The sequence below is a fragment of the Nocardioides scoriae genome, from assembly GCF_900104965.1.
In the GTDB taxonomy this organism is placed as follows: domain Bacteria; phylum Actinomycetota; class Actinomycetes; order Propionibacteriales; family Nocardioidaceae; genus Marmoricola; species Marmoricola scoriae.
This window is the reverse complement of record NZ_LT629757.1, coordinates 3,622,393-3,646,065: the sequence shown is the minus strand read 5'-3', so window position 1 is coordinate 3,646,065 and position 23,673 is coordinate 3,622,393. Positions and strand designations below refer to the sequence as shown.

General features: G+C 74.6%; 23 protein-coding genes. 7 read left to right on the top strand and 16 right to left on the bottom strand.

Annotation, left to right across the window (positions count from 1 at the left end; genetic code table 11):
- Positions 1–43: 43 nt before the first annotated feature.
- Complete coding sequence (gene deoD / locus BLU55_RS17295) at positions 44–784, top strand: purine-nucleoside phosphorylase (protein ID WP_091732301.1); 741 nt, start codon at positions 44–46, stop codon at positions 782–784.
- Here the strand turns inward: deoD and BLU55_RS17290 are convergent.
- The 5 genes from BLU55_RS17290 to moeZ form a co-directional block, all read right to left on the bottom strand.
- On the bottom strand, positions 765–3,995 hold the full coding sequence (locus BLU55_RS17290) for an ATP-dependent helicase (RefSeq protein ID WP_231916933.1): 3,231 nt from the start codon (positions 3,993–3,995) through the stop codon (positions 765–767). The genes deoD and BLU55_RS17290 overlap by 20 nt on opposite strands.
- Positions 3,992–7,258, bottom strand: coding sequence for an ATP-dependent helicase (locus tag BLU55_RS17285; protein ID WP_091732298.1), 3,267 nt, complete (start codon positions 7,256–7,258; stop codon positions 3,992–3,994). The genes BLU55_RS17290 and BLU55_RS17285 overlap by 4 nt, the downstream gene beginning before the upstream one ends.
- Before the next feature lie 64 nt (positions 7,259–7,322).
- The gene (locus BLU55_RS17280) at positions 7,323–7,640 is read right to left on the bottom strand and encodes an MGMT family protein (RefSeq protein ID WP_197681031.1); all 318 of its coding nucleotides are present in this window, start codon (positions 7,638–7,640) and stop codon (positions 7,323–7,325) included.
- Between the two features lie 88 nt (positions 7,641–7,728).
- A complete protein-coding gene (locus BLU55_RS17275; RefSeq protein WP_091732296.1) occupies positions 7,729–8,595 on the bottom strand; it encodes a chymotrypsin family serine protease in 867 nt (288 codons plus the stop codon).
- 137 nt (positions 8,596–8,732) lie between these two features.
- Positions 8,733–9,935 (bottom strand): adenylyltransferase/sulfurtransferase MoeZ, encoded by a 1,203-nt coding sequence (moeZ, locus tag BLU55_RS17270; protein WP_091732293.1) that lies wholly within the window; start codon positions 9,933–9,935, stop codon positions 8,733–8,735.
- A gap of 214 nt (positions 9,936–10,149) precedes the next feature.
- Between moeZ and BLU55_RS17265 the strand changes: the two genes are divergently transcribed.
- Together BLU55_RS17265 and BLU55_RS17260 are read left to right on the top strand one after the other, a co-directional pair.
- A complete protein-coding gene (locus BLU55_RS17265) occupies positions 10,150–10,806 on the top strand; it encodes a TetR/AcrR family transcriptional regulator (protein ID WP_231917201.1) in 657 nt (218 codons plus the stop codon).
- Positions 10,807–10,867: 61 nt separating this feature from the next.
- Positions 10,868–11,092, top strand: coding sequence for a DUF3107 domain-containing protein (locus BLU55_RS17260; protein WP_091732291.1), 225 nt, complete (start codon positions 10,868–10,870; stop codon positions 11,090–11,092).
- Here BLU55_RS17260 and BLU55_RS17255 read toward each other — a convergent pair.
- Entirely contained in the window at positions 11,064–11,507 is a 444-nt protein-coding gene (locus BLU55_RS17255; protein WP_091732288.1) for a winged helix-turn-helix transcriptional regulator, read from the bottom strand. The genes BLU55_RS17260 and BLU55_RS17255 overlap by 29 nt on opposite strands.
- A gap of 125 nt (positions 11,508–11,632) precedes the next feature.
- Here BLU55_RS17255 and BLU55_RS17250 point away from each other — a divergent pair, with 125 nt between their 5' ends.
- A complete protein-coding gene (locus BLU55_RS17250) occupies positions 11,633–12,487 on the top strand; it encodes an SDR family oxidoreductase (RefSeq protein WP_091732286.1) in 855 nt (284 codons plus the stop codon).
- Positions 12,488–12,576: 89 nt separating this feature from the next.
- Here BLU55_RS17250 and BLU55_RS17245 read toward each other — a convergent pair whose 3' ends face one another.
- The 3 genes from BLU55_RS17245 to BLU55_RS17235 form a co-directional block, all read right to left on the bottom strand.
- Positions 12,577–14,145, bottom strand: coding sequence for an MDR family MFS transporter (locus BLU55_RS17245; protein WP_091732284.1), 1,569 nt, complete (start codon positions 14,143–14,145; stop codon positions 12,577–12,579).
- Positions 14,142–14,687, bottom strand: a complete 546-nt coding sequence (locus BLU55_RS17240; protein WP_091732281.1) for a MarR family winged helix-turn-helix transcriptional regulator — start codon at positions 14,685–14,687, stop codon at positions 14,142–14,144. Before BLU55_RS17240 ends, BLU55_RS17245 begins: the two co-directional genes overlap by 4 nt.
- A gap of 64 nt (positions 14,688–14,751) precedes the next feature.
- On the bottom strand, positions 14,752–15,489 hold the full coding sequence (locus BLU55_RS17235) for a ferritin-like fold-containing protein (protein ID WP_091732279.1): 738 nt from the start codon (positions 15,487–15,489) through the stop codon (positions 14,752–14,754).
- 282 nt (positions 15,490–15,771) lie between these two features.
- Between BLU55_RS17235 and BLU55_RS17230 the strand changes: the two genes are divergently transcribed.
- Positions 15,772–17,205, top strand: coding sequence for a DEAD/DEAH box helicase (locus BLU55_RS17230; RefSeq protein ID WP_091732276.1), 1,434 nt, complete (start codon positions 15,772–15,774; stop codon positions 17,203–17,205).
- A gap of 42 nt (positions 17,206–17,247) precedes the next feature.
- On the opposite strand, the gene BLU55_RS17225 is transcribed toward BLU55_RS17230, so the two are convergent.
- The 7 genes from BLU55_RS17225 to BLU55_RS17195 all read right to left on the bottom strand — a co-directional run bounded on the left by BLU55_RS17225 (position 17,248) and on the right by BLU55_RS17195 (position 22,069).
- Entirely contained in the window at positions 17,248–17,889 is a 642-nt protein-coding gene (locus tag BLU55_RS17225; protein WP_091732273.1) for a L,D-transpeptidase, read from the bottom strand.
- A 2-nt stretch (positions 17,890–17,891) separates the two neighbouring features.
- Complete coding sequence (locus BLU55_RS17220) at positions 17,892–18,650, bottom strand: ParA family protein (protein WP_091732271.1); 759 nt, start codon at positions 18,648–18,650, stop codon at positions 17,892–17,894.
- Between the two features lie 88 nt (positions 18,651–18,738).
- On the bottom strand, positions 18,739–19,380 hold the full coding sequence (locus BLU55_RS17215; protein ID WP_091734164.1) for a DUF6758 family protein: 642 nt from the start codon (positions 19,378–19,380) through the stop codon (positions 18,739–18,741).
- A 16-nt stretch (positions 19,381–19,396) separates the two neighbouring features.
- The gene (locus BLU55_RS17210; protein ID WP_091732268.1) at positions 19,397–19,978 is read right to left on the bottom strand and encodes a histidine phosphatase family protein; all 582 of its coding nucleotides are present in this window, start codon (positions 19,976–19,978) and stop codon (positions 19,397–19,399) included.
- A complete protein-coding gene (locus BLU55_RS17205; protein ID WP_091732266.1) occupies positions 19,975–20,514 on the bottom strand; it encodes a MaoC family dehydratase in 540 nt (179 codons plus the stop codon). Before BLU55_RS17205 ends, BLU55_RS17210 begins: the two co-directional genes overlap by 4 nt.
- A gap of 158 nt (positions 20,515–20,672) precedes the next feature.
- A complete protein-coding gene (locus tag BLU55_RS17200; protein WP_091732263.1) occupies positions 20,673–20,867 on the bottom strand; it encodes a DUF5302 domain-containing protein in 195 nt (64 codons plus the stop codon).
- A gap of 134 nt (positions 20,868–21,001) precedes the next feature.
- The gene (locus tag BLU55_RS17195; RefSeq protein ID WP_091732261.1) at positions 21,002–22,069 is read right to left on the bottom strand and encodes a DUF2332 domain-containing protein; all 1,068 of its coding nucleotides are present in this window, start codon (positions 22,067–22,069) and stop codon (positions 21,002–21,004) included.
- An 83-nt stretch (positions 22,070–22,152) separates the two neighbouring features.
- Here BLU55_RS17195 and BLU55_RS17190 point away from each other — a divergent pair, with 83 nt between their 5' ends.
- Together BLU55_RS17190 and BLU55_RS17185 are read left to right on the top strand one after the other, a co-directional pair.
- Positions 22,153–23,205, top strand: a complete 1,053-nt coding sequence (locus BLU55_RS17190) for a S8 family serine peptidase (protein ID WP_091732258.1) — start codon at positions 22,153–22,155, stop codon at positions 23,203–23,205.
- Between the two features lie 62 nt (positions 23,206–23,267).
- Positions 23,268–23,669 (top strand): VOC family protein, encoded by a 402-nt coding sequence (locus BLU55_RS17185; protein ID WP_091732255.1) that lies wholly within the window; start codon positions 23,268–23,270, stop codon positions 23,667–23,669.
- Positions 23,670–23,673: the final 4 nt, after the last annotated feature.

The window sequence follows — 23,673 nt, the reverse complement described above, 5'->3', positions numbered from 1 at the left end:
ACAGCCCCCACCGCGAGCGGGACCACGCACCTAGGCTCCCCCCATGAGCACCCACCTCGGCGCCGCCCCCGGCCAGATCGCCCCCACCGTGCTGCTCCCCGGCGACCCGCTGCGGGCGCGCTGGATCGCCGAGACCTTCCTCGACGACGCCGTCCTGCACAGCGAGGTCCGCGGCATGCTCGGGTTCACCGGCACCTGGCGCGGCCTCCCGGTGTCGGTCCAGGGGTCGGGCATGGGCCAGCCGTCGATGGCGATCTACGTCCACGAGCTGTTCTCCGCGTACGACGTCCAGCAGGTCGTGCGCGTCGGCTCCTGCGGCGCGCTCACCGAGCGGGTCGCGGTGCGCGACGTGGTCATCGCGTCGGGCGCCTGCACGGACTCCTCGATGAACCGGCTGCGGTTCCACGGCCTCGACTACGCGCCGGTGGCCGACTTCGGCCTGCTCCGGGCGGCGTACGACGCGGCGCAGCGGCGCGACGACGTCACCGCCCACGTCGGCCTGGTCTTCTCGGGCGACACCTTCTACAACCCCCGCCCCGAGCTGACCGAGCCGATGGTGGCCCACGGCGTGCTGGCCGTGGAGATGGAGGCCAGCGCGCTCTACACGCTGGCCGCGGCCCACGGCCGCCGGGCGCTGGCCGTGTGCACCGTGAGCGACCACGTGGTCACCGGGGAGGAGACCACCGCGGAGGAGCGCGAGCAGACCTTCTCCGCCATGGTGGAGATCGCGCTCGAGGCCGCCCTGGGGCCGGCCGACGACGGGCTCAGCGCGCCGGTGGCCTGACCAGGGCCTCCAGCGCGGCCCGGTCGGGCAGCGCGTCCGGCACGACCGTCTCGGCGGTGCGGACGTGGTGGAAGGCCGCCCCGACCCGGTCGAGCCCCACGCCCTGCAGCTCGGCCCAGGCGAGGCGGTAGAGCGCGAGCTGGAGCGGGTCGGCCTCCTGGGTGGCGCTGGTCTTCCAGTCGACGACCAGCCAGCGGCCGTCCGGCTCGGCGTACACCGCGTCGATGCGCCCGCGCACCACCTGCCCGGCGAGCACCAGCGAGAAGGGCGCCTCGACGGCGTGGGGCACCCGGTCGGCGAAGGGACCCGACTCGAAGGTGGCGACCAGCTCGCGCAGGTCGTCCTCGTCGTCGATGCCCTCGTCGCCCCGGCCCGCGAGCTCGTCGGGGTCGAGCAGCGCCTGCTGGTCGAAGCGGGCCTCGACCCAGGCGTGGAAGCGAGTGCCGAAGCGGGCGGCCGGCGAGGGCCGGCGCGGCATCGGCCGCGCCAGGTCGCGGGCGAAGCCGGCCGGGTCCTCGCGCAGGCGCACGACGGCCGTCGCCGACAGGCTCGCCGGCAACGGCACCTCGACCACGTCGGCGCGGTCGGCCCGTGCCTCGGTGAGCAGCCGCTCGATCTCGGCGTCCCAGTCGGCCACCCGGGCGGTCTCGATCATGTCGAGCCCGTGGTCCTCGGCGTCGGGGTCGGCGGCCCGGACCACCTCGGCGGCGGCCAGCCGCAGCGACGCCTCGCGGCCGACGCCGGTGAGCGGCCACGGGGAGGACTGGTCGACCTGGTCGTAGGGGTTGGCCGCACCCTTCTCGGGCTTGTCGAGCCAGACCACCTCCTCGCCCCACGCCTCGACCTGGGACCGCAGCTGGGCCTGGTAGGACGAGGGCCCGAACGGCGTGGCCCGGGTGCCCCACAGGTGGGAGGTGACCGAGAGCCGCCGGGCGGCGCGGGTGAGGGCGACGTACCCCAGGCGCAGCTCCTCCTCGGCGTCGTGGGCGCGGGTGTCGGCGCGGTAGGCGTCGAGCGCCGCCTTGTCGTGGCCGCGCAGCTGCGGCTGGTCGCCGGCGTCGCCGCGCAGCGGCGCGGGCAGCACCGCCGGCGAGGAGGTCCACAGGGTGCGCGAGCGGTTGGAGGGGAACCGCGTCTCGCAGACCCCCACCAGGAAGACCGAGTGCCACTCCAGGCCCTTGGAGCGGTGCACGGTGAGGAGCTTGACCGAGTCGGCCTCGGTCGGCGTGGCGACGTCGAGGCCGTTGCCCTGGTCGTCCTCGGCCGTGAGGTAGGCCAGCAGCGCCGGCAGCGTCACGTCGCCGTCGATGGCCTGGAACTCCGCCACGGCCTTGAGGAACAGGTCGAGGTTGTCGCGACGCGCGCCCGCCGCGGGGCTGACGGCCGACGCGAGCTCGACGTCGACGCCGGTGACGTCGACGATGCGCCGCACCACGTCGAGGATCGGCTCGCCGACCGCCGAGCGCAGCCCGCGCAGCTCGCCGGCCAGCAGGCCGAAGCGCTCGCGCGCCTCCGGGGAGTACGCCGCCTCCCCCGGGTCGGTCAGCGCGTCGGAGAGCGCCGCCGTCTCCGCGGGGTCGATGCCGTCGGCGATCTCGGTGAGCTCGCGCGCGATCGGGACCGGGCCGTCGGTGCGGGCCCGGCGCCCGGCGATCTCGGCCGCCCGCTCGCCCAGCAGCTTGAGGTCGCGCGGTCCCACGGCCCACCGAGGCCCGGTCAGCAGGGTCAGCAGCGCGGGGTTGGCGGTGACGTCGTGCAGCAGCGTCAGCACGGCCACCACCTCGGCCACCTCCGGCAGCCGGAGCAGGCCGGACAGGCCGACGATCTCGACCGGCACGCCACCGGCGGTGAGGGTGTCGAAGACCGCCTCGGCGGTGCTGTTGTCGCGGGTCAGCACGCCGATGTCGGACCACGCGGTGGCGGCGTCGGGCCCGCCCTCGGGGTCGTGGGTCGCGCGCACCTCCTCGAGCAGCCAGTCCAGCTCCTCGTCGGCGGTCTCGAAGACCCGCGTGGTGACCCGGCCCTCGCGACCGCTGGCCGGGGTGAGCGGTGCGACGTCGGGCAGCGCGTCGTACAGCGGCTGGGCCAGGGCGTTGGCGGCCTCGAGGATGCGGCGGTCCGAGCGCCGGTTGACCGTCAGCGGCAGCACCGGGACCCGTCCGTCGAGCGCGGGGAAGGTCTCGGCGAAGCCGAGGATGTTGGAGACCGAGGCGCCGCGCCAGCCGTAGATCGCCTGGTTGGGGTCGCCCACCGCGGTGACGGCGTGGCCCAGCCCCTGCGCGGCCGAGGGGCCCGAGAACAGCCGCGCCAGCATCTGCGCCTGGGCGACCGAGGTGTCCTGGTACTCGTCGAGCATCACCACCGTGAACCGCTGCCGCTCCAGCGCCCCCACCTCGGGCTGCTCCCGGGCCAGGCGCGCGCCGAGCGCGATCTGGTCGGCGAAGTCCATCAGGCCGAGGTCGGCCTTGAGCCGGCGGTAGGAGCGCACCAGGCCCATGAGGTCGCCGCGGCGGTCGATGGCCGACATCGCCTTGGCCAGCGGCTCCCGGTAGGTCTTGCGGTCCTTGCCGGCCGCCTCCTCCTCGAGCGCCCGGGCGAAACCCGCCCGCGCCTCGGCGTCGAGCGCGAGGACCTGCTCGGGGGTGACGAGGTGCTCGGTCATGGCGCCGTCGAGGGCGAGCAGGTTCTGGATGACCGTGGGCGGGTGGTCGGAGAGCACCTGCACGTCGCCGGTGTAGCGCTCGACCGCCCGCGCACCGAGCTGGTAGCGCGAGGCGTCGGTGATCACCCGGGTGTCGGGCTCGTGGCCGATCCGCAGGCCGTGGTCGGCCAGCAGGTTGGCGGCGTAGGCGTTGTAGGTGACCACCGTCGGCTCCAGGACGTCCTCGACGTCCTCCCCCGGAGCGGTGGGGGCGGGCCGCTCGGGCCCCAGGACGCCCGCGGTCACCAGGGCCTGGCGGATCCGGGCGCGCAGCTCGCTGGCCGCTTTGGTGGTGAAGGTCAGGCCGAGCACCTGGTCGGGCCGCACCTGGCCGGTCACCACGAGGTAGACGACGCGGGCCGCCATCAGGGTGGTCTTGCCCGACCCTGCCCCGGCGATGACGACCGCGGGCGAGAGCGGCGCCGAGATCGCCTGCCACTGCTGGGGGCTGACCTCGTAGTCGCTGCGCATCACCTCGCGCAGGTCGGCCGGGGAGTCGATGCGCCTCACTGCTGGACCACCGAGCCGGCGCTGCGGGCCGGGCACACGGCCACGAACGAGCAGTCCTGACAGTGCGGCCCGGGGGTCGCCGGGAACGACTCGGCGCGCAGGAAGGCCGCGGCCCGGGCCAGCTCGCCGCGCAGCTGGTCGCGCTCGCGACCGCCCTCCGGCTGCACCTGCTGCTGCTGGACCACGGCGTCGGTCGAGTCGTCGAGCCTGCCCAGCTGCACCAGCTCGGCCCCGCCGCTGCGCCCGGGGAGCGCCAGCCCGGCGTCGGCGAGCACCGGGTCGACGGCGCCGTGGTCCACGGCGTACTGGTAGAGCCCGAGCTGGCGGTGCTTCTGCACGGCCACCCCGCTGGGCACCGTGCGGCCGGTCTTGAGGTCGACGACCACCACCTGGCCGTCGGCGTCCACCTCGACCCGGTCGGCGTAGCCGCTGATCCGGACCCGCTCGCCGTCGTCGAGCACGACCTCGGTCGCGAAGTGGGTCTCGGTGCCGAGCAGGCGGCGCGGGTTGTCGCGGTGCCAGCGCAGGAAGCGGCCCAGCGCGGCCCGCACCCGGGCGTGCTCGCGGGCCCGGGACCAGGGAGTGCGGAACTCCAGGCGGTCCCACACCGCCTCGACGTGCGCCATCAGCTCCTCGACCGCCTCCGGGTCCCCGGGCAGCTCGCCGGTGGCGACGCGGTCGGCCAGGGCGTGCAGCAGCTGGCCCAGGTTGGCCGACTGGTGGACCCGGTCGGTGCCGCCGGCCTCGCGCTGGAGGAACCACTGGGTGGGGCACTGGGCCATCGACTCGAGGACGCTCGCCGAGACCGGCACCGGCTGCTGCGGGTCGCGCACGGGCTGCTCGGAGCGGGTCGCGGCCCGGGTGCCCCACCACGTGGCCGGGTCGGCCTGCGGGACGGTCGGGCGGCCGTGGCCCTGCTCCCGGGCCAGCCGGGCGAGCCGGGACGCCGCGGCGTCCCGCAGCGCCGGCGGGGTCTCCGGGTCGGTGACGGTCCGACGCAGCTCGCCGACCAGCCCGGCCATGGACAGCGGGCGCGGCGGCCGGCCGACGACCCGGCGCGGCTCGAGGCCCAGCTCCTCCAGGAAGCGGCTGGGCTGCTCGCCGTCGTCCTCGGGCGAGGCCACCGCGGTGACGACCAGCCGCTCGCGGGCGCGGGTGCAGGCGACGTAGAACAGCCGCCGCTCCTCGACCAGCAGCTCGCGGCTGCTCAGCGGGGGCACGAGCTCGTCGACGCCGATGCGGTCGGCCTGCAGCAGCGTGGTGCGGCGCCGCAGGTCGGGCCAGCCCTCGGCCTGGACGTGGGCCACCACGACCAGGCGCCACTCCAGGCCCTTGGAGCGGTGCGCGGTCAGCAGCCGCACGGCGGACCCGCGCACCCCCTGCTCGGCCAGCGTGTCGGCCGGCAGCTGCTGGGCGACCAGGGTCGCCACGAAGGTCTCGACGCCGTGGTGGTCGCGCTGCTCCTCGGCCCGGGCGGCCGCGGCGAACAGCGCCACCACCGAGTCGAGGTCGCGGTGGGCGCGGCGGGCCGCACCCCCGCCGGCCTCGACCGAGCGCCGCAGCCGTGCGGGCCAGGTGGTGCCGGACCACAGCGTCCAGAGCAGCTCCTCGGCGGTGGCGCCGTCGTCGAGCTGGCCGCGCGCCCGGTGGAGCAGCTGCTGCAGCGCCCGGGCCCGCAGCACCTCCGGCCCCTCGGGGAGACCGGCGAGGAAGCCGGGCCGCAGCACGGCCTCGCGGAGCAGCTCGCGGGAGGTCCGGGGGCGGGGGGCGTCCGCCTCGCCGACCTCGACCGCCTCCTTCTCGCGCGCCCGGAGCGCCCGCGACAGCCGTCGCACGTCACCCGCGTCGAGCCCGCCGAGGGGTCCGGTCAGCAGCGCCTCGACCCGGCCGGGGTCGAGGAAGCCGACGTCGTCGGGGTCCTCGTCGTCGAGGTGCAGCACGGCGCGCAGCGCGTCGAGCAGCGGTCGCACCGACGGGTCGCGCACGAGCGGCACGTCGTCGCCGGCGACCTCCACCGGCACGCCCGCGGCGCCGAGCGAGCGGCGCAGGCCGGGGATCGAGCCGCGGCCGGAGCGGACCAGCACGGCCATGTCGTGCCAGGCCACGCCGTCCTCGAGGTGGGCACGGCGCAGCAGGTCGGCGAGGTGCTCGGCCTCGGCCCGCTCGGTGTCGAAGGTCGCCACCTCGACCCGACCGGTGCTCCCGGCCGCGGCCACGGGACGCAGGAACGCCTCGCGCGCCTGCTCGGGCAGGCCGCCGGGCAGCGGCAGCCGGTGGGCCACCCGCTGCGTCGCGGCGAGCACGCGCGGCCCGAAGCGTCGGGTGGTGCCGAGGGCGACCACGTCGGCCGGACGGCCGTCGGCGCGCGGGAACGCGTGGGGGAAGTCGAGGATGCCGCGGACGTCGGCGCCGCGGAAGCCGTAGATGGACTGGTGCGGGTCGCCCACCACGGTGAGGTCGCGGCCGTCGCCGGCCAGGGCCCGGAGCAGCGCCACCTGGCCGGGGTCGGTGTCCTGGTACTCGTCGACGAACACGTGGCGCAGCTCGCGCCGCAGCTCCTCGCGGTGCACCTGGGCCTCGAGGGTGGCCCGGCGGATCAGGTCGGAGTAGTCGGTGGCGCCGAGGTCGTCGAGGATCGTGAGGTACTGGTCGAGGAAGTGGCCCGCGGCCACCAGCTCGGGGGCGTCGTGACGCCGCCCGAGCTCGCTCAGCTGCTCGCCGTCGAGCCCCTTCTCCCGCGCCCGGCCGAGCACGGCCGCCACCTCGTGGGCGAAGCCGCGCGTCTGGGCCGCCCGGCGCAGCGCCTCGGGCCAGCGGACCGACTCGGGGGTGTCGACCAGCAGCTCGCGCAGCACGACGTCCTGCTCCGGGGCGCTGAGCAGCCGCAGCGGGCCCAGGTAGAGGTCGGCGGGTGCGTAGCGCCGGATCAGCCCGTAGGCGAAGGAGTGGAAGGTCGCGCAGGTGGTGGTCGAGGTGGTGCGGCCCAGCCGCGCGGTGACCCGGTCGCGCAGCTGCTCAGCGGCCTTGCGGCTGAAGGTGAGCGCGAGGACCTGGTCGGGCGAGGCACCGCCGGTCTCGACGCGCTCGACGATGGCCTCGACCAGCGTCGTGGTCTTGCCCGTGCCCGGTCCGGCCAGCACCAGCAGCGGCCCGCCGGGGTGGTCGACGACCGACTGCTGGGCGGCGTCGAGCGGCGGCCGCCCGACCGCGACGTGCTCGGTGCGCGCGAGCCGGTAGCGGGGGGCGTCGGGCTCGGCTCTCACGCCTCCACCCAAACACCCGGCGCCGACAGCCGGACCCGCACCCGGGCCGGCACCCCGTCCGCGCTCACGCGGGCGCCTCCCCCGGCTCCCAGTACGCCGCCGGCATGTCGATGCGGCCCGACGGCCGCAGCGGCGTGCCCTCGTCGAGGTAGTGGGCCCGGGCCTCGTCGTCGTGGCTGGGCGGCAGCGACCCGTCGGCCCGCACCACCCGCCACCACGGGACCGAGCCGCCGTGCAGGGACATCACGCGCCCGACCGAGCGCGGCCCCCGGCGCCGGGGGTCGGCGACGTGCGTGGCGATGGCGCCGTACGTCGTCACCCGCCCGCGCGGCACCAGCTCGACCGTCGCGAGCACGTGCTCGACGTAGTCCTCGGGGTCCACGCCCCCGATCCTGCCAACCCGGCCGGCGAACGACGGCGGCGCCCCGAACCCCTCGATCGGGACGCCGCCGCAGCCAGGGCGGGCGACCTCAGAGGATCGGGTCGAACGGCTCGGTGCCGTTCTCCAGCTGCAGGCCGGACAGGCCGGAGTGCTGCTGGGCGAAGGCCAGCTCGCGCGACAGGTCGCCGATGTTGTTGGACGCCGGCAGCGGGGCCAGGCCCAGGGTCGAGAGGGTGCCGACGGCCTTGCCGCCGGCGGACAGGAAGCCCGAGCCGGAGTCGCCCGGGATGCCCGGGGTGACGGTGTAGAGCGGGTGGCTCCAGCCCTCGTCGGCGGCGTCGTCGCCGAGGCTGGCGCCGGTCTTGGGCGAGAGCGGCTCGAGCCCGGCACGCAGGCTGGAGTTGCCGTAGCTCCACACCCGGTCGCCCGCGGCGGTGCCGTCGGTGTCGATGCCGACCGGACCGCCCCAGAACGGCACGGACGGGTTGACCTCCGCGACGTCGTCGGCGTCCACCCGGACCAGCGCGAAGTCGTTGTAGGCGCAGGTGGCGGCGTCGGTGGTGCCGATCGCGTCCATGGTGGCCCACGAGCTGTAGGCCAGCGTGCCCTCGCCCACGGTGGTGCCCTCGGAGGCCAGGTTGCCGCCCTCGGCGAAGCGGACCCGGGTGCCCAGCGGCAGCGAGTCGGACGCGCAGCCGTCGGTGTCGGTCGCGGCGCCGGTGCCGGCGCAGTGCGCGGCGTAGCCGACGTACGTCGCGCCGGAGCCGTCGGTGAACACGAAGTTGGCGGTGCACTGGGCGCCGTCGGTGTACATCATCGTGCCGGGGTGGATGGCCGCGGTGTCGGCCGGCGCCCACGAGGGCGCGGCGTCCGCGGCACCGGTCGTAGCGGCGAGGCCGGCGACGGCGAGCGTCGCGGCGGAGGCGGTGGTGAGCAGCGTGCGGGACAGGCGCATGGAGGCGGGCCTTCCGGGTCGCGGTCAGGGCGTGATGCAGGACACAACGCACGAACCCCGCCCGGGTTACGCCGGACGCGACGGACGGCCCGCCCCCAGGGGGGACGGGCCGTCCGGGTGGAGCGGTGGGGCGTGGGTCAGTACGACGGCTGCGAGGGGTCGATCTGGTTGACCCAGGCGACCACGCCGCCGCCCACGTGGACCGCGTCGTCGTAGCCGGCGCCCTTGAGCACGGCCAGCGCCTCGGCCGAGCGGACACCGGACTTGCAGTGCAGCACGACCGGCTTGTCCTGGCCGAGCTGGTCGAAGACGTTGCCGTTGAGGAACTCGCCCTTGGGGATGAGCACCGAGCCGGGGATCCGATTGATCTCGAACTCGTTCTGCTCGCGCACGTCGACCAGGACGAAGTCGCGGCTGCCCTCCTCGCGCTCCTTGAGCATGTGCTCGAGCGTGGTGACGGAGATGGTGGAGCCCGCGGCGGCGTCGGCCGCCTCCTCGGAGACCGCGCCGCAGAACGACTCGTAGTCGATCAGCTCGGTGACGTCGGCGTTCGGGCCGCACAGCCGGCAGTTGGGGTCCTTGCGGACCTTGAGCGTGCGCCACTCCAGCTCGAGGGCGTCGTAGATGACCAGCTTGCCGACGGCGGCGTCGCCGATGCCGGTGAGCAGCTTGATGGCCTCGTTGACCTGGATCGAGCCGATGCTCGCGCACAGCACGCCCAGGACGCCGCCCTCCGCGCAGCTCGGCACCATGCCCGGCGGCGGGGGCTCGGGGTAGAGGCAGCGGTAGCAGGGGGCGTCGGCACCCTCGAGGGTCGGCCAGAAGACGCTGGCCTGCCCGTCGAAGCGGTAGATCGAGCCCCAGACGTACGGCTTGCCCAGGAAGTACGCCGCGTCGTTGACCATGTAGCGGGTCGCGAAGTTGTCGGTGCCGTCCACGATCAGGTCGTACTGGGCGAAGATCTCCAGCACGTTGTCGTTGTCGAGGCGCTCGTCGTGCAGGACCACCTCGACCAGCGGGTTGGCCTCGGCGATCGACTCCTTGGCCGAGAGCGCCTTGGACTTCCCGATGTCGGACTGCCCGTGGATGATCTGGCGCTGCAGGTTGGACTCGTCGACCTCGTCGAACTCGGCGATCCCCAGCGTGCCGACGCCGGCGGCGGCCAGGTAGAGCAGTGCGGGGCTGCCGAGACCGCCGGCGCCGATGACCAGCACCTTGGCGTTCTTGAGCCGCTTCTGCCCCGTCATGCCCACGTCGGGGATGATCAGGTGGCGGCTGTAGCGGCGTACCTCGTCCGTCGTGAGCTCGGCGGCCGGCTCGACCAGAGCGGGAAGGGACACGGCTGGATCTCCTCGTGTTGGGGGCGTCTTGCGGCACAACGCCGGTCGCCGGCGGGGTGTTCCCGCGCCGCGGCCCGTGGGTGCCGACCCCCCATGCTCCCCGCCCGGCGCGCCGGGCCGCCACCTGCCCGCGATCCGGACGCCCGTCCCGCCGCGGGGATCGCCGGACCGGGGCCGACCCGGACCTGCTTGTAGTGTTCCGCGGGTGAGCAGCATCGACGAGTCTCGGACGGACCACCGCGAGGAGCTGCCCGCGCCCGCGTCCACCGGACGTGGGGTGCGGCTGCCGCGGAGGGCCCGGCGCGCCCAGCTGTTGACCGCAGCCCGTGAGGTCTTCGTCGCGCAGGGCTACCACGCCGCCGCGATGGACGACATCGCCGAGCGGGCCGGCGTCTCCAAGCCGGTGCTCTACCAGCACTTCCCCGGCAAGCTCGACCTCTACCTCGCGCTGCTCGACGAGTCGTGCGACGCGATGATCAACGCCGCTGCCGCCGCGCTGGAGTCGACCGACGACAACAAGCACCGCGTGACCGCGACGATGCACGCCTTCTACCAGTACGTCGCCGGCGCCGAGGGCGCCTTCCGGCTGGTCTTCGAGTCCGACCTGACCAACGAGCCGGCGGTCCGCGCCCGCATCGACCGGGTCACCACCGAGTGCGCCAAGCTGATCGCCCACGTGATCCGCGACGACACCGGCCTGCCGGCCGAGCAGTCGCAGCTGCTGGCCGTGTCGCTGGTCGGAATGGGTCAGGTCAGCGCACGGTTCTGGCTCCAGGAGACCGGCACCATCTCGCAGGGCGACGCCGCCTCGCTGGTCGCCGGGCTGGCCTGGCGCGGCATCGGCGGCTACCCCCGCACCGACGAGCGCTGACCGTCCCCCACCGGCTCCACCCGCCCCACGCCCACCCCCACCACCTCAGGAGGCCCTCCGCATGGAGGTCAAGATCGGCGTCCAGAACGTCACCCGCGAGATCGTCATCGACACCACCCTCGACTCCGACGCGGTCGAGCAGGCCGTCTCCGCGGCGCTCGCCGACGACGGCGGCGTGCTCGCGCTGAGCGACGCCAAGGGCCGCCGGGTCGTCGTGCCCGGCTCCAAGCTCGCCTACGTCGACATCTCCACCAGCGTCACCGGGACGGTCGGCTTCCGCTCCTGACGCCCCGGCCGTCCCCGACGCCCCCGCTGCCCTCGCCGGGCGCGGGGGCGTCGTACGCCGCCCGGGCCTGCTCGATCACGTCGATGTGCTCGACGGCCCAGGCCTCCAGCACGGCCAGCGGCCCGCTGAGCGAGCGACCGAGGTCGGTCAGCTCGTAGTCGACCCGCACGGGCACCGTCGCGTGCACCGTGCGCACCACCATGCCGTCGCGCTCGAGGTGGCGCAGCGTCTGGGTCAGCATCTTCTGGCTCACGCCCTCGACGGCCCGCGCGATCTCGCCGTACCTCCGCGGCGACTGCGTCAGCACCCCGAGCACGAGCACCGTCCACTTGTCGCCGATCCGGTCGAGGAGCTGCCGGCTCGGGCAGGCGGCGGAGTAGGGGTCGGCGGCGGGCGTCACGGGCGTGGTCGGCATGGCTTTCCTCGGGGTGGCTACGGCACTTCAAGGTGCCTGCTCTCCAACGGGAAGCAGCCGTCGGGTGTTCCCGTTGCGCCGGTGCCGGGTCGCACCGTGCGGCCCCCGCACCGAGAGGAACCACCATGTCCATCGTCGTCACCGGAGCCACCGGCCAGCTCGGCCGCCTCGTCGTCGAGTCGCTGCTCGCCCGGGGCGCCGACCCCGCCGGGATCGTCGCGACGGGTCGCCGCACCGAGGCGCTGCAGGACCTCGCCGACCGTGGCGTCGACGTGCGCCGCGCCGACTACGCCGACCCCGCGTCGCTGCGCGAGGCGCTCGACGGTGCCGAGCGGGTGCTGCTGGTCTCCGGCAACGAGTTCGGCCAGCGGGTCGCCCAGCACACGGCCGTGGTCGAGGCCGCCGTCGACGCCGGGGTGTCGCTGCTCGCCTACACCTCCGCGCCGCACGCCGCCACCACGCCGCTGCTGCTCGCCGCCGAGCACGCCGGCACCGAGGCCGTCGTCACCGCCTCCGGCCTGCCCCACGTGCTGCTCCGCAACGCGTGGTACGTCGAGAACTACACCGCCCAGCTGCCGACCTACCTCGAGCACGGCATGGTCGGCGCCGCCGGCGAGGGACGCGTCAGCCTCGCCCTGCGCCGGGAGTACGCCGAGGCCGCCGCCACCGTGCTGCTCGAGGACGGCCACGCGGGCGCGACGTACGAGCTGGGCGGGCCGGCCGTAACGCTGGCCGAGCTGGCCGCGGTCGTGAGCGAGGTGTCCGGCGCGCAGGTCGCCTACACCGACGTGCCGCAGGCGCAGCTGGTCGAGGTCCTCGTCGGCGCCGGCCTCCCGCGGCCCGCCGCCGAGACCTTCGCCGACGTCGACCGCGGCATCTCCGCGGGCGAGCTGCTGGTCCCGACCGACGACCTCGCCCGGCTGCTGGGCCGCGAGCCGCTGCCGACGGCCGAGGCCGTGCGCGAGGCCCTGGCCGGCTGAGCCACAGCACCGCCGCTCCCCCGGCACGCCACGAGGCCCCCGTCCACCGGGACGGGGGCCTCGCTGCTGCTGCGGGTGGCGTGGACGGCTCAGACGAGCGCGTCCTCGACCGGGCGGTCGGCCTCCTGCGGCTCGGTCTTGCGGATGGTGGTGCGCAGCTCGCTGACGGGCATCAGCACGACCGCGACCAGCGTCACCAGGGCGACCAGGCCGGCGATCATGAAGACCTCCGCGGTGGAGTCGGCGTACGCCGCCCGGATGGTCTCCACGACCGGGGCGGGCAGGCCGCTGAGGTCGAGCGTGCTGCCGGTGCTGCCGGTGCCGCCGCTGGTGCCCAGCGCGGTGGCGATCCGGTCGCTGACGCTGCTGGCGAGGACCGCACCGAGCGCCGCGACACCGATGGTGCCGCCGAGCGAGCGGAAGAAGGTCACCACGCCGGAGGCGGCGCCGACGTCGGTGACGTCGACGGTGTTCTGCACGACCAGCACGAGGTTCTGCATCAGCGCGCCGGTGCCCAGGCCCATCACGACCATGTACGCCGACAGGTGCCACAGCGGGCTGGTGTGGGTGACCGTGCCCATGAGCAGCAGGCCGCCGGACAGCAGCACCCCGCCGAGGACCATGACGCCCTTCCAGCGGCCGGTGCGGGTGATGTACTGCCCCGACCCGGTGGCGCCGAAGAGGTTGCCGACGATGAGCGGCAGCATCAGCAGGCCGGCCTCGGTGGGCGTGTGGCCCCGGGCGACCTGGAAGTACTGCGACAGGAAGACCGACGCGCCGAACTGCGCGACGCCGACGGCCAGCGAGCCGGCGATCGAGAGCATCGTCATCTTGTCGGCGATGATCCGCGGCGGCACGAGCGGGTCGGAGTGGCGACGCTCGACGACGACCGCGCCGACGAGGGCGACCAGGGTGCCGACGAGGAAGCACGCCGTGGCGCTGGACCACCAGGCGAAGCTGGTGCCGGCGAAGGAGACCCACACGAGCGGCAGGGCGGCGGCCACGGTGATGAACAGCGCGCCCAGGACGTCGATGCGGACCTCGCGGCGGATGGTCTCGACCTGGAGGAACTTCTGCAGCATCGCCAGGCCGGCGACCGCGAACGGCACGGCCACCCAGAAGCACCAGCGCCAGCCGAGGCTGTCCACGATCAGGCCGCCCAGGAGCGGGCCCGAGACGGTGGCGACGGCCATGACGCCGGCCATGTAGCCGCTGTAGCGACCGCGCTGCCGGGGCGGGATGATCGAGGCGATGATCGACTGGGTGAGCGCGATCAGGCCACCCATGCCGAGGCCCTGCACGGCGCGGGCGGCGAGCAGCTCGGGCACGTTCTGCACGGCGCCGGCGGCCAGCGAGCCGACCACGAAGATGCCGATGGCCAGCTGGACGAGCAGCTTCTTGTTGTAGAGGTCGGAGAACTTCGCCCAGATCGGGCTGGTCACCGTCATCGCGAGCAGCGAGGCGGTGACGACCCAGGTGTACTGCGTCTGGGTGCCGTCGAGGTCGGCGATGATCGTGGGCAGGGCCGTCGAGACGATCGTGGTGCTCAGGATGGCCACGAACAGGGCCGAGAGCAGTCCGATCAGCACCTCGACGATCTCCTTGTGGGAGTAGTCCGTGGTGGGCGCGACGGCGGGTCGTGTCGCGGTGTCGGTCATGGGGTGTCCTTCGCTGCTGCGGTGGTGCGGGTGGAGTGGTCGGTGGTCGTGCCGGCGACCGGGGGGCGGGCGAGCGGCTCGTGGAGCCGCTGGCCGAGGTCCTCGACCATGGCGGTCGCGGTCCGGACCTCGTCGAGGCCCCAGTGGTCGAGCCGGTCGGCGAGCGCGGCGCACATGGCGTCGCGCGCCTGGAGCAGCCGCTCGCGCCCGGTGGCGGTGAGGCTGATCAGCTCGGCGCGCCGGTCGGCGGGGTCGGGCCCCCGCTCGACCAGGCCGAGGCGGTGCAGGCCGGCGAGCTGCCGGCTGACGACCGAGGGGTCGACGGACAGCTTGGCCGCGATGTGGCCGGGGCGGATGCTCCCGTGGGCGTCGAGCACGCCGAGCGTGACGATGTCGCCACGGGACAGGTCGTCGGACAGCTGGGACCAGTCGGCCCCCCGCGCCTTCAGCGACCTGCTGAAGGCGATCAGGGCGTCGAACAGGCCCGAGACGGCCTCGGTGCGCTCACGGCCGGCCCGGGAGAGCTCGACAGTGGTTGACATAGGTCAACTATAAGATTAGTTGGTTGCTGCAAGCAACTTCTCTGCGGGTGACCCGCGTCACGCGCTACGACGCGAGGCCGAGCTCGGCCATCCGCTTGGCGTGGTTCTCGGTGAGCCGGCTGAACATCCGGGCGAGGGCGGCGAGGTCCATGCCGGGGCGGTCGACGCCGCCGGCGAGCAGGGCGGCCAGCGAGTCGCGCTCGGCGGCGACGCGCTGCGCCTGCGAGAGCGCCTCCCCCATCAGGCGGCGGCCCCAGAGCGCGAGGCGGCCCCCGACCCGGTGGTCGTCCTCGATGGCGCGGCGGACCCGGTCGACCACGAAGTCGGCCTGGCCGGCGTGGGCCAGCGAGTCGATCACCAGCTGGCGGGTGCCCGCGTCGAGGAACATCGCGATCTCGACGTAGAAGTCGGCGGCGAGGCCGTCGCCGACGTACGCCTTGACCAGGCCCTCGAGCCAGTCGTTGGGCGCGGTCGCGGCGTGGAAGACGTCGAAGGGCGTCGTGAACGGCGCCATCGCCTCGATGGGGTCGGCCCCCAGGGTGGCGATCCGGTCCATCAGCGGCTGCACGTGGCCGAACTGGACGGTCGCCATCTGGCGCAGCGCCAGCTTGTCGGCCAGGCGCGGGGCCAGCTTCGCGTCGTCGGCCAGGCGCTCGAACGCCGAGATCTCGCCGTAGGTGATGACGCCGAGGAGGTCGACGACCGCGGCCCGGTAGGCGGGGTCCTCGAAGGCCACCGAGTCGACCTCGTCGGCGGCCCCGGGGGTCTCGTCGGGGGTGTCGTCACGCGACGGTTCGGTCATGGGCGCACCCTACCGATAGACTCGGGGCGGGCCGCAGGCTTGATGCCCCCGCACCGCCTGGACAGCGGCGTCGCGGTTGCACCCCCGGGTGCGCCTGCTGACGAAGTTCTGCGAGTGGCTCGCCAGTGGTCGTGACACGACCCCTCAGACGATCGACCCGCGTGTCGGGTCAGCACAGAACAGGCCAAGATCCTGACCACCTTCCGAGAGCTCGGGGTCCACCCCGAGATTGCCGCCGCACTCGAGAGCGTCAACATCACGACGCCCTTCCCCATCCAGGAGATGACCCTCTCCGTCGCCCTCATGGGCACCGACCTGATCGGCCAGGCCCGCACGGGCACCGGCAAGACCCTGGCCTTCGGCATCCCCGTCCTGCAGCGCGCCGTCGCGCAGCAGGACCCGGACTTCGACGACCTCGCCGCCCCCGGCAAGCCGCAGGCGCTCGTCGTCGCGCCGACCCGCGAGCTCGCGCTCCAGGTCAGCAAGGACCTGACGCTGGCGGGCTCGCTCCGCGGCCTGCGCGTGCTCACCGTCTACGGCGGCGTGCCCTACGAGGGCCAGCTCGACGCCCTCGCGTCGGGCGTCGACGTCGTCGTCGGCACCCCGGGTCGCCTCATCGACCTGATGAACCGCCGCGCCCTCGACATCTCGCACGTGAAGTCGCTCGTGCTCGACGAGGCCGACGAGATGCTCGACCTCGGCTTCCTGCCCGACGTGGAGCGGCTGCTCAAGCAGACCCCGGAGACCCGCCAGACGATGCTGTTCTCGGCGACCATGCCGGCCGCGATCGTGGCCCTGGCGCGGACCCACATGCGCCACCCGATGAACATCCGCGCCGAGTCCGGCGAGGACAACCAGATGGTGCCGGCCACGGCCCAGTTCATCTACCAGGCCCACGACCTCGACAAGCCGGAGATGCTCGGCCGGCTGCTGCAGGCCGAGGGCGCCGACCTGATGATCGTGTTCACCCGCACCAAGCGCCAGGCGCAGCGGATCTCCGACGACCTCGAGATGCGCGGCTTCGTCAGCGCGCCGCTGCACGGCGACATGGCGCAGGCCGCCCGCGAGAAGGCCATGACCAAGTTCCGCGAGGGCAAGCTCCAGGTGCTCGTGGCCACCGACGTCGCCGCCCGCGGCATCGACGTCACCGGCGTGACCCACGTCGTCAACTACACCTGCCCCGAGGACGAGAAGACCTACGTCCACCGGATCGGCCGCACCGGCCGCGCCGGCGCCACCGGCATCGCGATCACCTTCGTCGACTGGGCCGACCTGCACCGCTGGAAGATGATCAACAAGGCGCTCGACCTGCCGTTCGACGACCCGGCCGAGACCTACTCCAGCTCCGAGCACTTCCTCCACGACCAGGGCATCCCGAAGGGGATCAAGGGTCGCCTCATCCCCGAGGGCCAGGTCGTCATCGAGCGCCAGCCCCGCACCGACGGGCGCGGCGGCAGCGGTGGCCGCGGCGGTCGTGACGGCGGTCGTGACGGGGGTCGCGACGGCGGCCGTGGTCGCTCGCGCAGCGGTCGCAGCGAGGGCGGGCGCTCGTCCGACTCGGCTGCCCCGGCTCCCGCGGCCACGACGACCGGTCCCGCCACCGACGGCGGCGAGTCCGGCGACCGCCCGGCGCGCAAGCGCAACCGCAACCGTCGCCGCACCCGTGGCGGCAGCAGCGACAGCGCGCCCGCCTCGGGCACCGGCTCCGACGGCTGACCTGCCCGGACCTGCTCCGGTCGGACCCCGCTGGACGCCCGCTCAGGCGGTGACGACCACCGGGGTGCCGACCGGCGCGAAGTCCCACAGCGCCCGCGCATCCGGTCGGGCCTGGCGGATGCACCCGTGCGAGAGCGGGGTGCCGAGCTGGGCCCGGCTCTGCACCGGCTCGCCGTCGTGGACGGGGATGCTGTGGAAGCCGATCGCGGCGTTGGCGCCGCGGGTGAACCGCACGAAGTACTCCATCGTCCCGGAGTCACCGATGCCGACGGCGTGGCGCGAGCGCGAGTAGACCTCGTAGGTCCCGGGCTGCAGGTTGTCGTAGACGCTGCCTGAGGCCAGGTAGGTGCGACGCACGACGTCCTCGGCGCCGGCCGCGCCGGCCTGGACCAGCCACACCCGCTGCTCGCCCATGTCGAAGACCACCCGGGTGCCCGCGCCGCTGGCACCCAGCACGGCGGGCGCCTGCTCCTGCTGCCGCCGTCCGGGCGGGCGGGCGTCGGGCAGCACCTGTCCCGACGAGAGCGACGCCACCTCGGCGGGAGCCGGGCGGGCCGCCGCGGCGGGGCCACCGGCCGGGATCACCCCCAGGCTGCCGAGCAGCGAGACCGCCGTCGTGGCGCCCGCGAGCACGACCAGCGACGGCCGGCCCCACGAGCGGGGCCGACGCGGGGCGGGCCGCACGCTCAGGCCCGGGCCCGCAGGGCGGTGGCGACGTCGCGGTAGGCCTGCGCACCCTTGTTGCTGCGCGAGGTCTTGAGGATCGAGCGACCCGCGGCCGGGGCCTCCGCGAAGCGGATCGACTTGGGGATCGGCGGCTCGATCACGGCCAGGTCGTAGGTCTCGGAGATGGTCTCCAGGACCGTGCGCGAGTGGGTGGTGCGGCCGTCGAACATCGTCGGGAGCACGCCCCAGACCTCGAGGTCGCGGTTGGTGAAGCGGCGCACGTCGTGGACGGTGTCGAGCAGCTGCCCGACGCCGCGGTGCGAGAGCGTCTCGCACTGCAGCGGGATCAGCACGCCCGTCGCCGCGGTCAGGGCGGCGACGGTCAGCACGCCCAGCGACGGCGGGCAGTCGAGCAGCACCCAGTCGTAGCCGGAGGTGTCCTCGATCGCGCCGCGGATGACGTACTCGCGGCCGGTGCGGGTCAGCAGGTCGGCCTCGGCGCGGGCCAGCTCGATGGTCGCCGGCAGCAGGTCGACGCCGTCGTCGGTCTCGATGATGACCTCGGTCGGGTCCAGGCCCTTGGTCAGCACGTGGTGCACCGACAGCTCCAGGTCCTCGGGGTCGATGCCGAGGCTGAAGGTGAGGCAGGCCTGGGGGTCGAGGTCGACGAGCAGGACCTTCTGGCCCTGCTCGGCCAGGGCAGCGCCGAGCGAGGCGACGGTGGTGGTCTTGGCGACCCCACCCTTCTGGTTGGCCACGGCCAGGACGTGAGTGGTCATCGCCGCCTATTGTGCCCCAGGCGAGGGGGCCCTGCGGGAGCGTCCAGGCCCCGGAGCGGCGTGGCGCCCCGCGGTGGGGCGTGCCGTCTCACCAGGTGGGTCGATCGCCCCCGAACGGCATCTCCAGCGCCTCCGGCCCGAAGCCCGTCACGTCGGCCAGCAGCCACTCGTCGTGGAGCAGCAGCGCCGCCGACGCCGGCCGGATCACCAGCCACAGCCAGCGACCGTCGGCCTCGCCGGCGAACACCGCCCGGGCGAGCACCTCGTCGTCTGGAGCGTCCCCGTCCGGGTCGACCAGCCACATCGGGACGCTGCGACCGCCGGCCCGCACGTGGACGGCCGGCGGGCCGTTGCTGATCTGCGGTCCCGGGTCGTCGTACGCCGTGCCGCTGCAGCGCGCGCCGAGCCCCACGCCGGGGTCCTCCGAGACGAGCGTGACCCCGACGTCGCCGTCGAGGTCGCTGACGCCGACGGTCGTGGTGACCGTGGCCTGCACGCGGTCACCGGCGCCGACGCAGCCGAAGTCGGCGATCGACCAGCCCGGGCTCATCGGCCAGGGCAGGTACGTCGGGAAGTCGTCGATGCGGCCGACGAGCTCGGCGAAGGCGTCGTAGTCGGCGTGCGCGGGGCGCCACAGCGGCTGGGTCGGGCCGTGCACCGAGCAGGCGAACTCCTCCGCCTCGCCGGAGACCGGCGAGGTGCAGCGGGGACACGAGGCCGCGAGCGACACGACCACACCGTAGTGCTCAGGCGTTCCAGCGCGCCACGGCCGGCGACTCCCGTTCCCAGGCCAGGGTCGAGAGGGTCGCGGTGCCGAGCACGAAGTGCCGGCCGTCCTCCGGGGGCAGCCCCAGCCAGCGCGCGGCCAGCACGCGCGAGGCGTGGCCGTGGCTGAAGACGATCGCCCGCACCCCCGCGTCCTGCACGCGCGCCACGACGCGGTCGAGCCGCTCGGCCACCTGGGCCGCGGTCTCGCCTCCGGGGCAGGGGTGGGACCAGACCGTCCAGCCGGGCACCTGCTCGCGGATGTGCGGCGTGGTGAGTCCCTCGTAGTCGCCGTAGTCCCACTCGGCCAGGTCCTCGGTCGTCTCCACCTCGGCGAAGCCGGCCAGCTCGGCCGTCACCCGGGCCCGCAGCCGCGGGCTGCTCAGCACCAGGTCGAACTCCTCGCCGGCGAGGCGCCCGGCCAGGCCGCGGGCGACCTCGGCCCCCTCGGCGGTCAGGTCGAGGTCGGTGGTCGAGGTGTGCCGCCCGTCGCGGCTCCACTCGGTCTCCCCGTGGCGCACCACCCACAGCTCGGAGTCCTGCGGACCCCGGGGGCCGCTCACGTGGCGTCCGCCGCGTGCCCGGGCCAGGACCTGTCGGGCTGCGGCACCGGCCGACCGGGCTGCTCGCCGCCGCGCGCGGTCAGGTAGCTGTCCTTGGGCACCATCACCTTGCGGCGGAACAGGCACACGACCTTGCCGTCCTGGTTGTAGCCGATGGTCTCGACGTGCACCACGCCCCGGTCGTCCTTGCTCGTCGACTCCCACTTGTCGAGCACGGTGGTCTCGCCGTACAGGGTGTCGCCGTGGAACGTCGGTGCCACGTGGCGCAGCGACTCGACCTCCAGGTTGGCGATCGCCTTGCCGGAGATGTCGGGCACGCTCATGCCGAGCAGGATCGAGTAGACGTAGTTGCCCACCACGACGTTCTTCCCGAACTGCGTGGTCTCCCCCGCGTAGTGGGTGTCGAGGTGCAGCGGGTGGTGGTTCATCGTCAGCAGGCAGAACATGTGGTCGTCGAACTCCGTGACCGTCTTGCCGGGCCAGTGCCGGTAGATCGCCCCGACCTCGAACTCCTCGTAGCTGCGGCCGAACTGCATGCGGATCTCCTCGTGACGACGACGGTGACGACCGGCTCATCCTGTCGGACCCGGCCCGGCACCGGGAGGGGCCGTGGGATTCCTCACGCCGCGCCGCGCGACAGCGGGGAGGACCACTGCCACCAGGTGGCAGTGGTCCTCCCCGATCGTGGTGCGGGTCAGCTGCCGCCCCCGCCGGCCTTGCGGCGGTGCATCTTGGGGGCGCCGCCGACGACCTCGGAGCCGTGGGCCTTGGCCTTGGCGCCGGCGCTGTCGTCGGGGTGGAGGTGTGCCTGCTTGCGGTCGAGCGCCTCGCGCATCTTGGCCTTGATCTCGTCCTGGGTCGGCTGGTGATCAGGTGTCTGGTCGGCCATGGTGCCTCCTCGCGTCGGGACGGCCGGGGGTCCCGGCCGGGGGTCCACCGTCGCACCCGGACCCCCACGGGGGCGAGGACTTTTCGCCCGCGCCGAGCCGCCTCCGACCCGTCACCGGCCCACCACCGGACCGGTCAGAGCCAGGTGGTGGGCATCCCGTGCGCCACCGAGCGACCGACCACGACCTCCTCGGGCGGGCCGGGCCAGGTGCGCAGCACCACCCAGAAGTCGTGGGGCGTGCCGGCCCCGCGACGCCGGGGCTCCAGGGCCAGGTGGACCAGCGGGTCGTGGGGACCGGCCGCCCGCCCCAGCTCCTCCAGCCTCCGCACCACGTGGTCCTGCTCGGCCACGTCGAGGTACTGCCACATCACGCTGTGCCACACCACCGTCGTGCACCCCTCGCGCAGCTCGAGGGCGTCGACCAGCTCGGCGGCCGTGCTGCGGCGCACGTCGACCGGGTGGTCGGCGGCCACGGCCAGGGCACCGCGCAGCCGCTCGAGACGGTGCACCTGGTCGGGCCAGACGTACGCCGTGAGCGCCAGTCGGCCCTCGGTGGTGGTCGGGTCGACGGGGTGGGGGTCGCAGCCGAGGCGCTCGACCACCTCGAGACCGGGCCAGGGACGCAGCTCGCGCCCGGCCCACGCCCCCTCCAGCCGTACGCCGGACGCCGGGTCGCCCTGGAGCACCCGACCGCCCGCGCCGCCGGGTCCGGGGCCCTCGGTCACCACGAACCGGTCGGCCAGCAGGTTGAGCCCGGCCGAGGCGCCCAGCTCGACCAGCTGCACCGGCAGCCGGAGGGCGTCGGGCAGGTGCAGCAGCCCGCCGAGCAGGGCGCAGGCGCGGCCGACCTCGTTGGTCTGGGGCGGGCGGTCCAGCCGGGCGCGGACCTCGTCGGGACGCTCCTCCAGCAGGGCCAGCACCGCGGCGGCCCCGGTCCCGGGCTCCCAGGTGCCGCCGACGCTGGGCCAGCTGAGCGCGAGCGCGCCGGCGCGACGCTCGAGCACCAGGCGGTGGACGCTGCCGAGCAGCCGCAGGGCGACCGCGGTCGGACCGGGGACGTCCTGGTGGTCGCGCAGCACCCGGGCCGTGGGCCCACCGGCGGCGCAGTCGTCGGCCAGCCGGTCGAGCAGGTCGGCGTACATCGGCGACCCGAGCGCGGCGCACGACCGGGCCTGGTGCCGCAACGCCTCCGCCGCCTCCACGCGCCGAGTCTCCCACCCGCCCTTCTGCCCGCGGCCGGCGTCGAGGGGTGTCGGCAGGGCCCGCCGAGGCCTACCCTCGGCGCATGCCGCACCTGCGTGGTCACCGCACGGTCCGGGCCGGCGCCGCGGCCCTCGCGGTGCTCGCGCTCGCCGCGTGCTCGAGCACCCCGGCGGGCACCGGCACCGGCACCGACCCCGGCACGAGCGCTGCACGGGCGACCGGGACGACTGCGCTGAGCGGAGCGACGTCGTCCCCGACCCCCGTGGTGCGACGCGGGCCCGGGTGGGCCCTGGACCGCATCGACCAGCGCGCCCGACCCCTCGACTCCGCGTTCACCGTCCGCAGCCAGGGCGAGGGCGTGACGGTCTACGTCGTCGACGGCCGCTTCGACCCGACCAACGCCGAGCTCGGCGACCGGGCCTCCGTCGGCCTGCGCAACGGTCGCGGCTGCATCCTGGAGTCGGGCATCGACCACGGGCTCTTCGTCGCCGGCATCATCGGCGGCCGCAGGACCGGCGTCGCCCCGAAGGCCCGCCTGGTCTCGGTCGGCGCCTTCGACGGCTGCGAGGGCGGCTCCGGGGACGCCACCGAGGCGCAGCGCGTGAGGCGCATCGTGCGGGCCCTCGACTGGGTCGCCGACCACGCGACGCGTCCCGCGGTCGCCAACCTGTCGCTCAACGTCGAGCAGCCGGCCCCGACGGTCCGGGCCGCGGTCGCACGCGTCGTGGCCCGGGGCGTCACCGTCGTGGCCGCCGCGGGCAACGCCGGCGAGGACGCCTGCCGCTTCCCGCCGGCGGGGTTGCCGTCGGTGGTCACGGTGACCGCCTCGACCCGCACGGACCGCGACGCCGGGCTCGACCACGGACGCTGCGTCGACCTGTTCGCGCCGGGCGAGCAGGTGACCTCGGTCGTGAGCCCGATGATCGACCCCGACAGGATCGTCACGGCCGACGGCGCGGCCACGTCGTGGGCGGCGCCGTACGTCAGCGGGGCGGCAGCGCTCCACCTCTCGACCCACCCGAAGGCCGGCCCCGCGAAGGTGCGGCGCTGGCTCCTGCGGCACGCGACGACCGGCGCCCTGAGGGGCGACCTGCACGGGTCGCCGGACCGGTTGCTGTTCGTGGGCGACCTGTGACCCCGCCCCTGCCCGACGACGAGCGGACACACCCTGTCCGCGGTCACGGGTAGGACGGACCCATGAGCCTGCGCTGGTACAGCACCGTCATCGACTGCCACGACATCGCCGCCCAGTCTCGCTGGTGGGCCGAAACCCTGGGCTGGCAGGTCGTGTTCGAGGACGACACCGAGGTGGCCCTGGTCCCCGCCCACGTCACCCTGGAGTCGGTCCGGTCCACCCCCTGGGACCAGGTCGGCCCGGGTCTGGTCTTCGTGCCGGTCGCCGAGGGCAAGCAGGTCAAGAACCGGCTCCACCTCGACCTCGCCCCGCACCTCGACGACGACCGCGACGCCCTCGTCGCGGGCCTGGTCGAGCGCGGCGCGCAGCGCACGTCGGTCGGCGAGGGACCCGACGCGACCTGGACCGTGCTCCTCGACCCCGAGGGCAACGAGTTCTGCGTGCTGTCGGCGCGCGAGCTCTGAGCAG

What these genes read in the sequence shown, in the direction of transcription:
- deoD (WP_091732301.1), top strand. Translation starts at nt 44, where the DNA reads ATGAGCACCCACCTCGGCGCCGCCCCCGGCCAGATCGCCCCCACCGTG.
- BLU55_RS17275 (WP_091732296.1), bottom strand. Translation starts at nt 8,595, where the DNA reads ATGCGCCTGTCCCGCACGCTGCTCACCACCGCCTCCGCCGCGACGCTC.
- BLU55_RS17260 (WP_091732291.1), top strand. Translation starts at nt 10,868, where the DNA reads ATGGAGGTCAAGATCGGCGTCCAGAACGTCACCCGCGAGATCGTCATC.
- BLU55_RS17255 (WP_091732288.1), bottom strand. Translation starts at nt 11,507, where the DNA reads ATGCCGACCACGCCCGTGACGCCCGCCGCCGACCCCTACTCCGCCGCC.
- BLU55_RS17250 (WP_091732286.1), top strand. Translation starts at nt 11,633, where the DNA reads ATGTCCATCGTCGTCACCGGAGCCACCGGCCAGCTCGGCCGCCTCGTC.
- BLU55_RS17245 (WP_091732284.1), bottom strand. Translation starts at nt 14,145, where the DNA reads ATGACCGACACCGCGACACGACCCGCCGTCGCGCCCACCACGGACTAC.
- BLU55_RS17240 (WP_091732281.1), bottom strand. Translation starts at nt 14,687, where the DNA reads ATGTCAACCACTGTCGAGCTCTCCCGGGCCGGCCGTGAGCGCACCGAG.
- BLU55_RS17235 (WP_091732279.1), bottom strand. Translation starts at nt 15,489, where the DNA reads ATGACCGAACCGTCGCGTGACGACACCCCCGACGAGACCCCCGGGGCC.
- BLU55_RS17230 (WP_091732276.1), top strand. Translation starts at nt 15,772, where the DNA reads ATGACCCTCTCCGTCGCCCTCATGGGCACCGACCTGATCGGCCAGGCC.
- BLU55_RS17220 (WP_091732271.1), bottom strand. Translation starts at nt 18,650, where the DNA reads ATGACCACTCACGTCCTGGCCGTGGCCAACCAGAAGGGTGGGGTCGCC.
- BLU55_RS17205 (WP_091732266.1), bottom strand. Translation starts at nt 20,514, where the DNA reads ATGCAGTTCGGCCGCAGCTACGAGGAGTTCGAGGTCGGGGCGATCTAC.
- BLU55_RS17200 (WP_091732263.1), bottom strand. Translation starts at nt 20,867, where the DNA reads ATGGCCGACCAGACACCTGATCACCAGCCGACCCAGGACGAGATCAAG.
- BLU55_RS17190 (WP_091732258.1), top strand. Translation starts at nt 22,153, where the DNA reads ATGCCGCACCTGCGTGGTCACCGCACGGTCCGGGCCGGCGCCGCGGCC.
- BLU55_RS17185 (WP_091732255.1), top strand. Translation starts at nt 23,268, where the DNA reads ATGAGCCTGCGCTGGTACAGCACCGTCATCGACTGCCACGACATCGCC.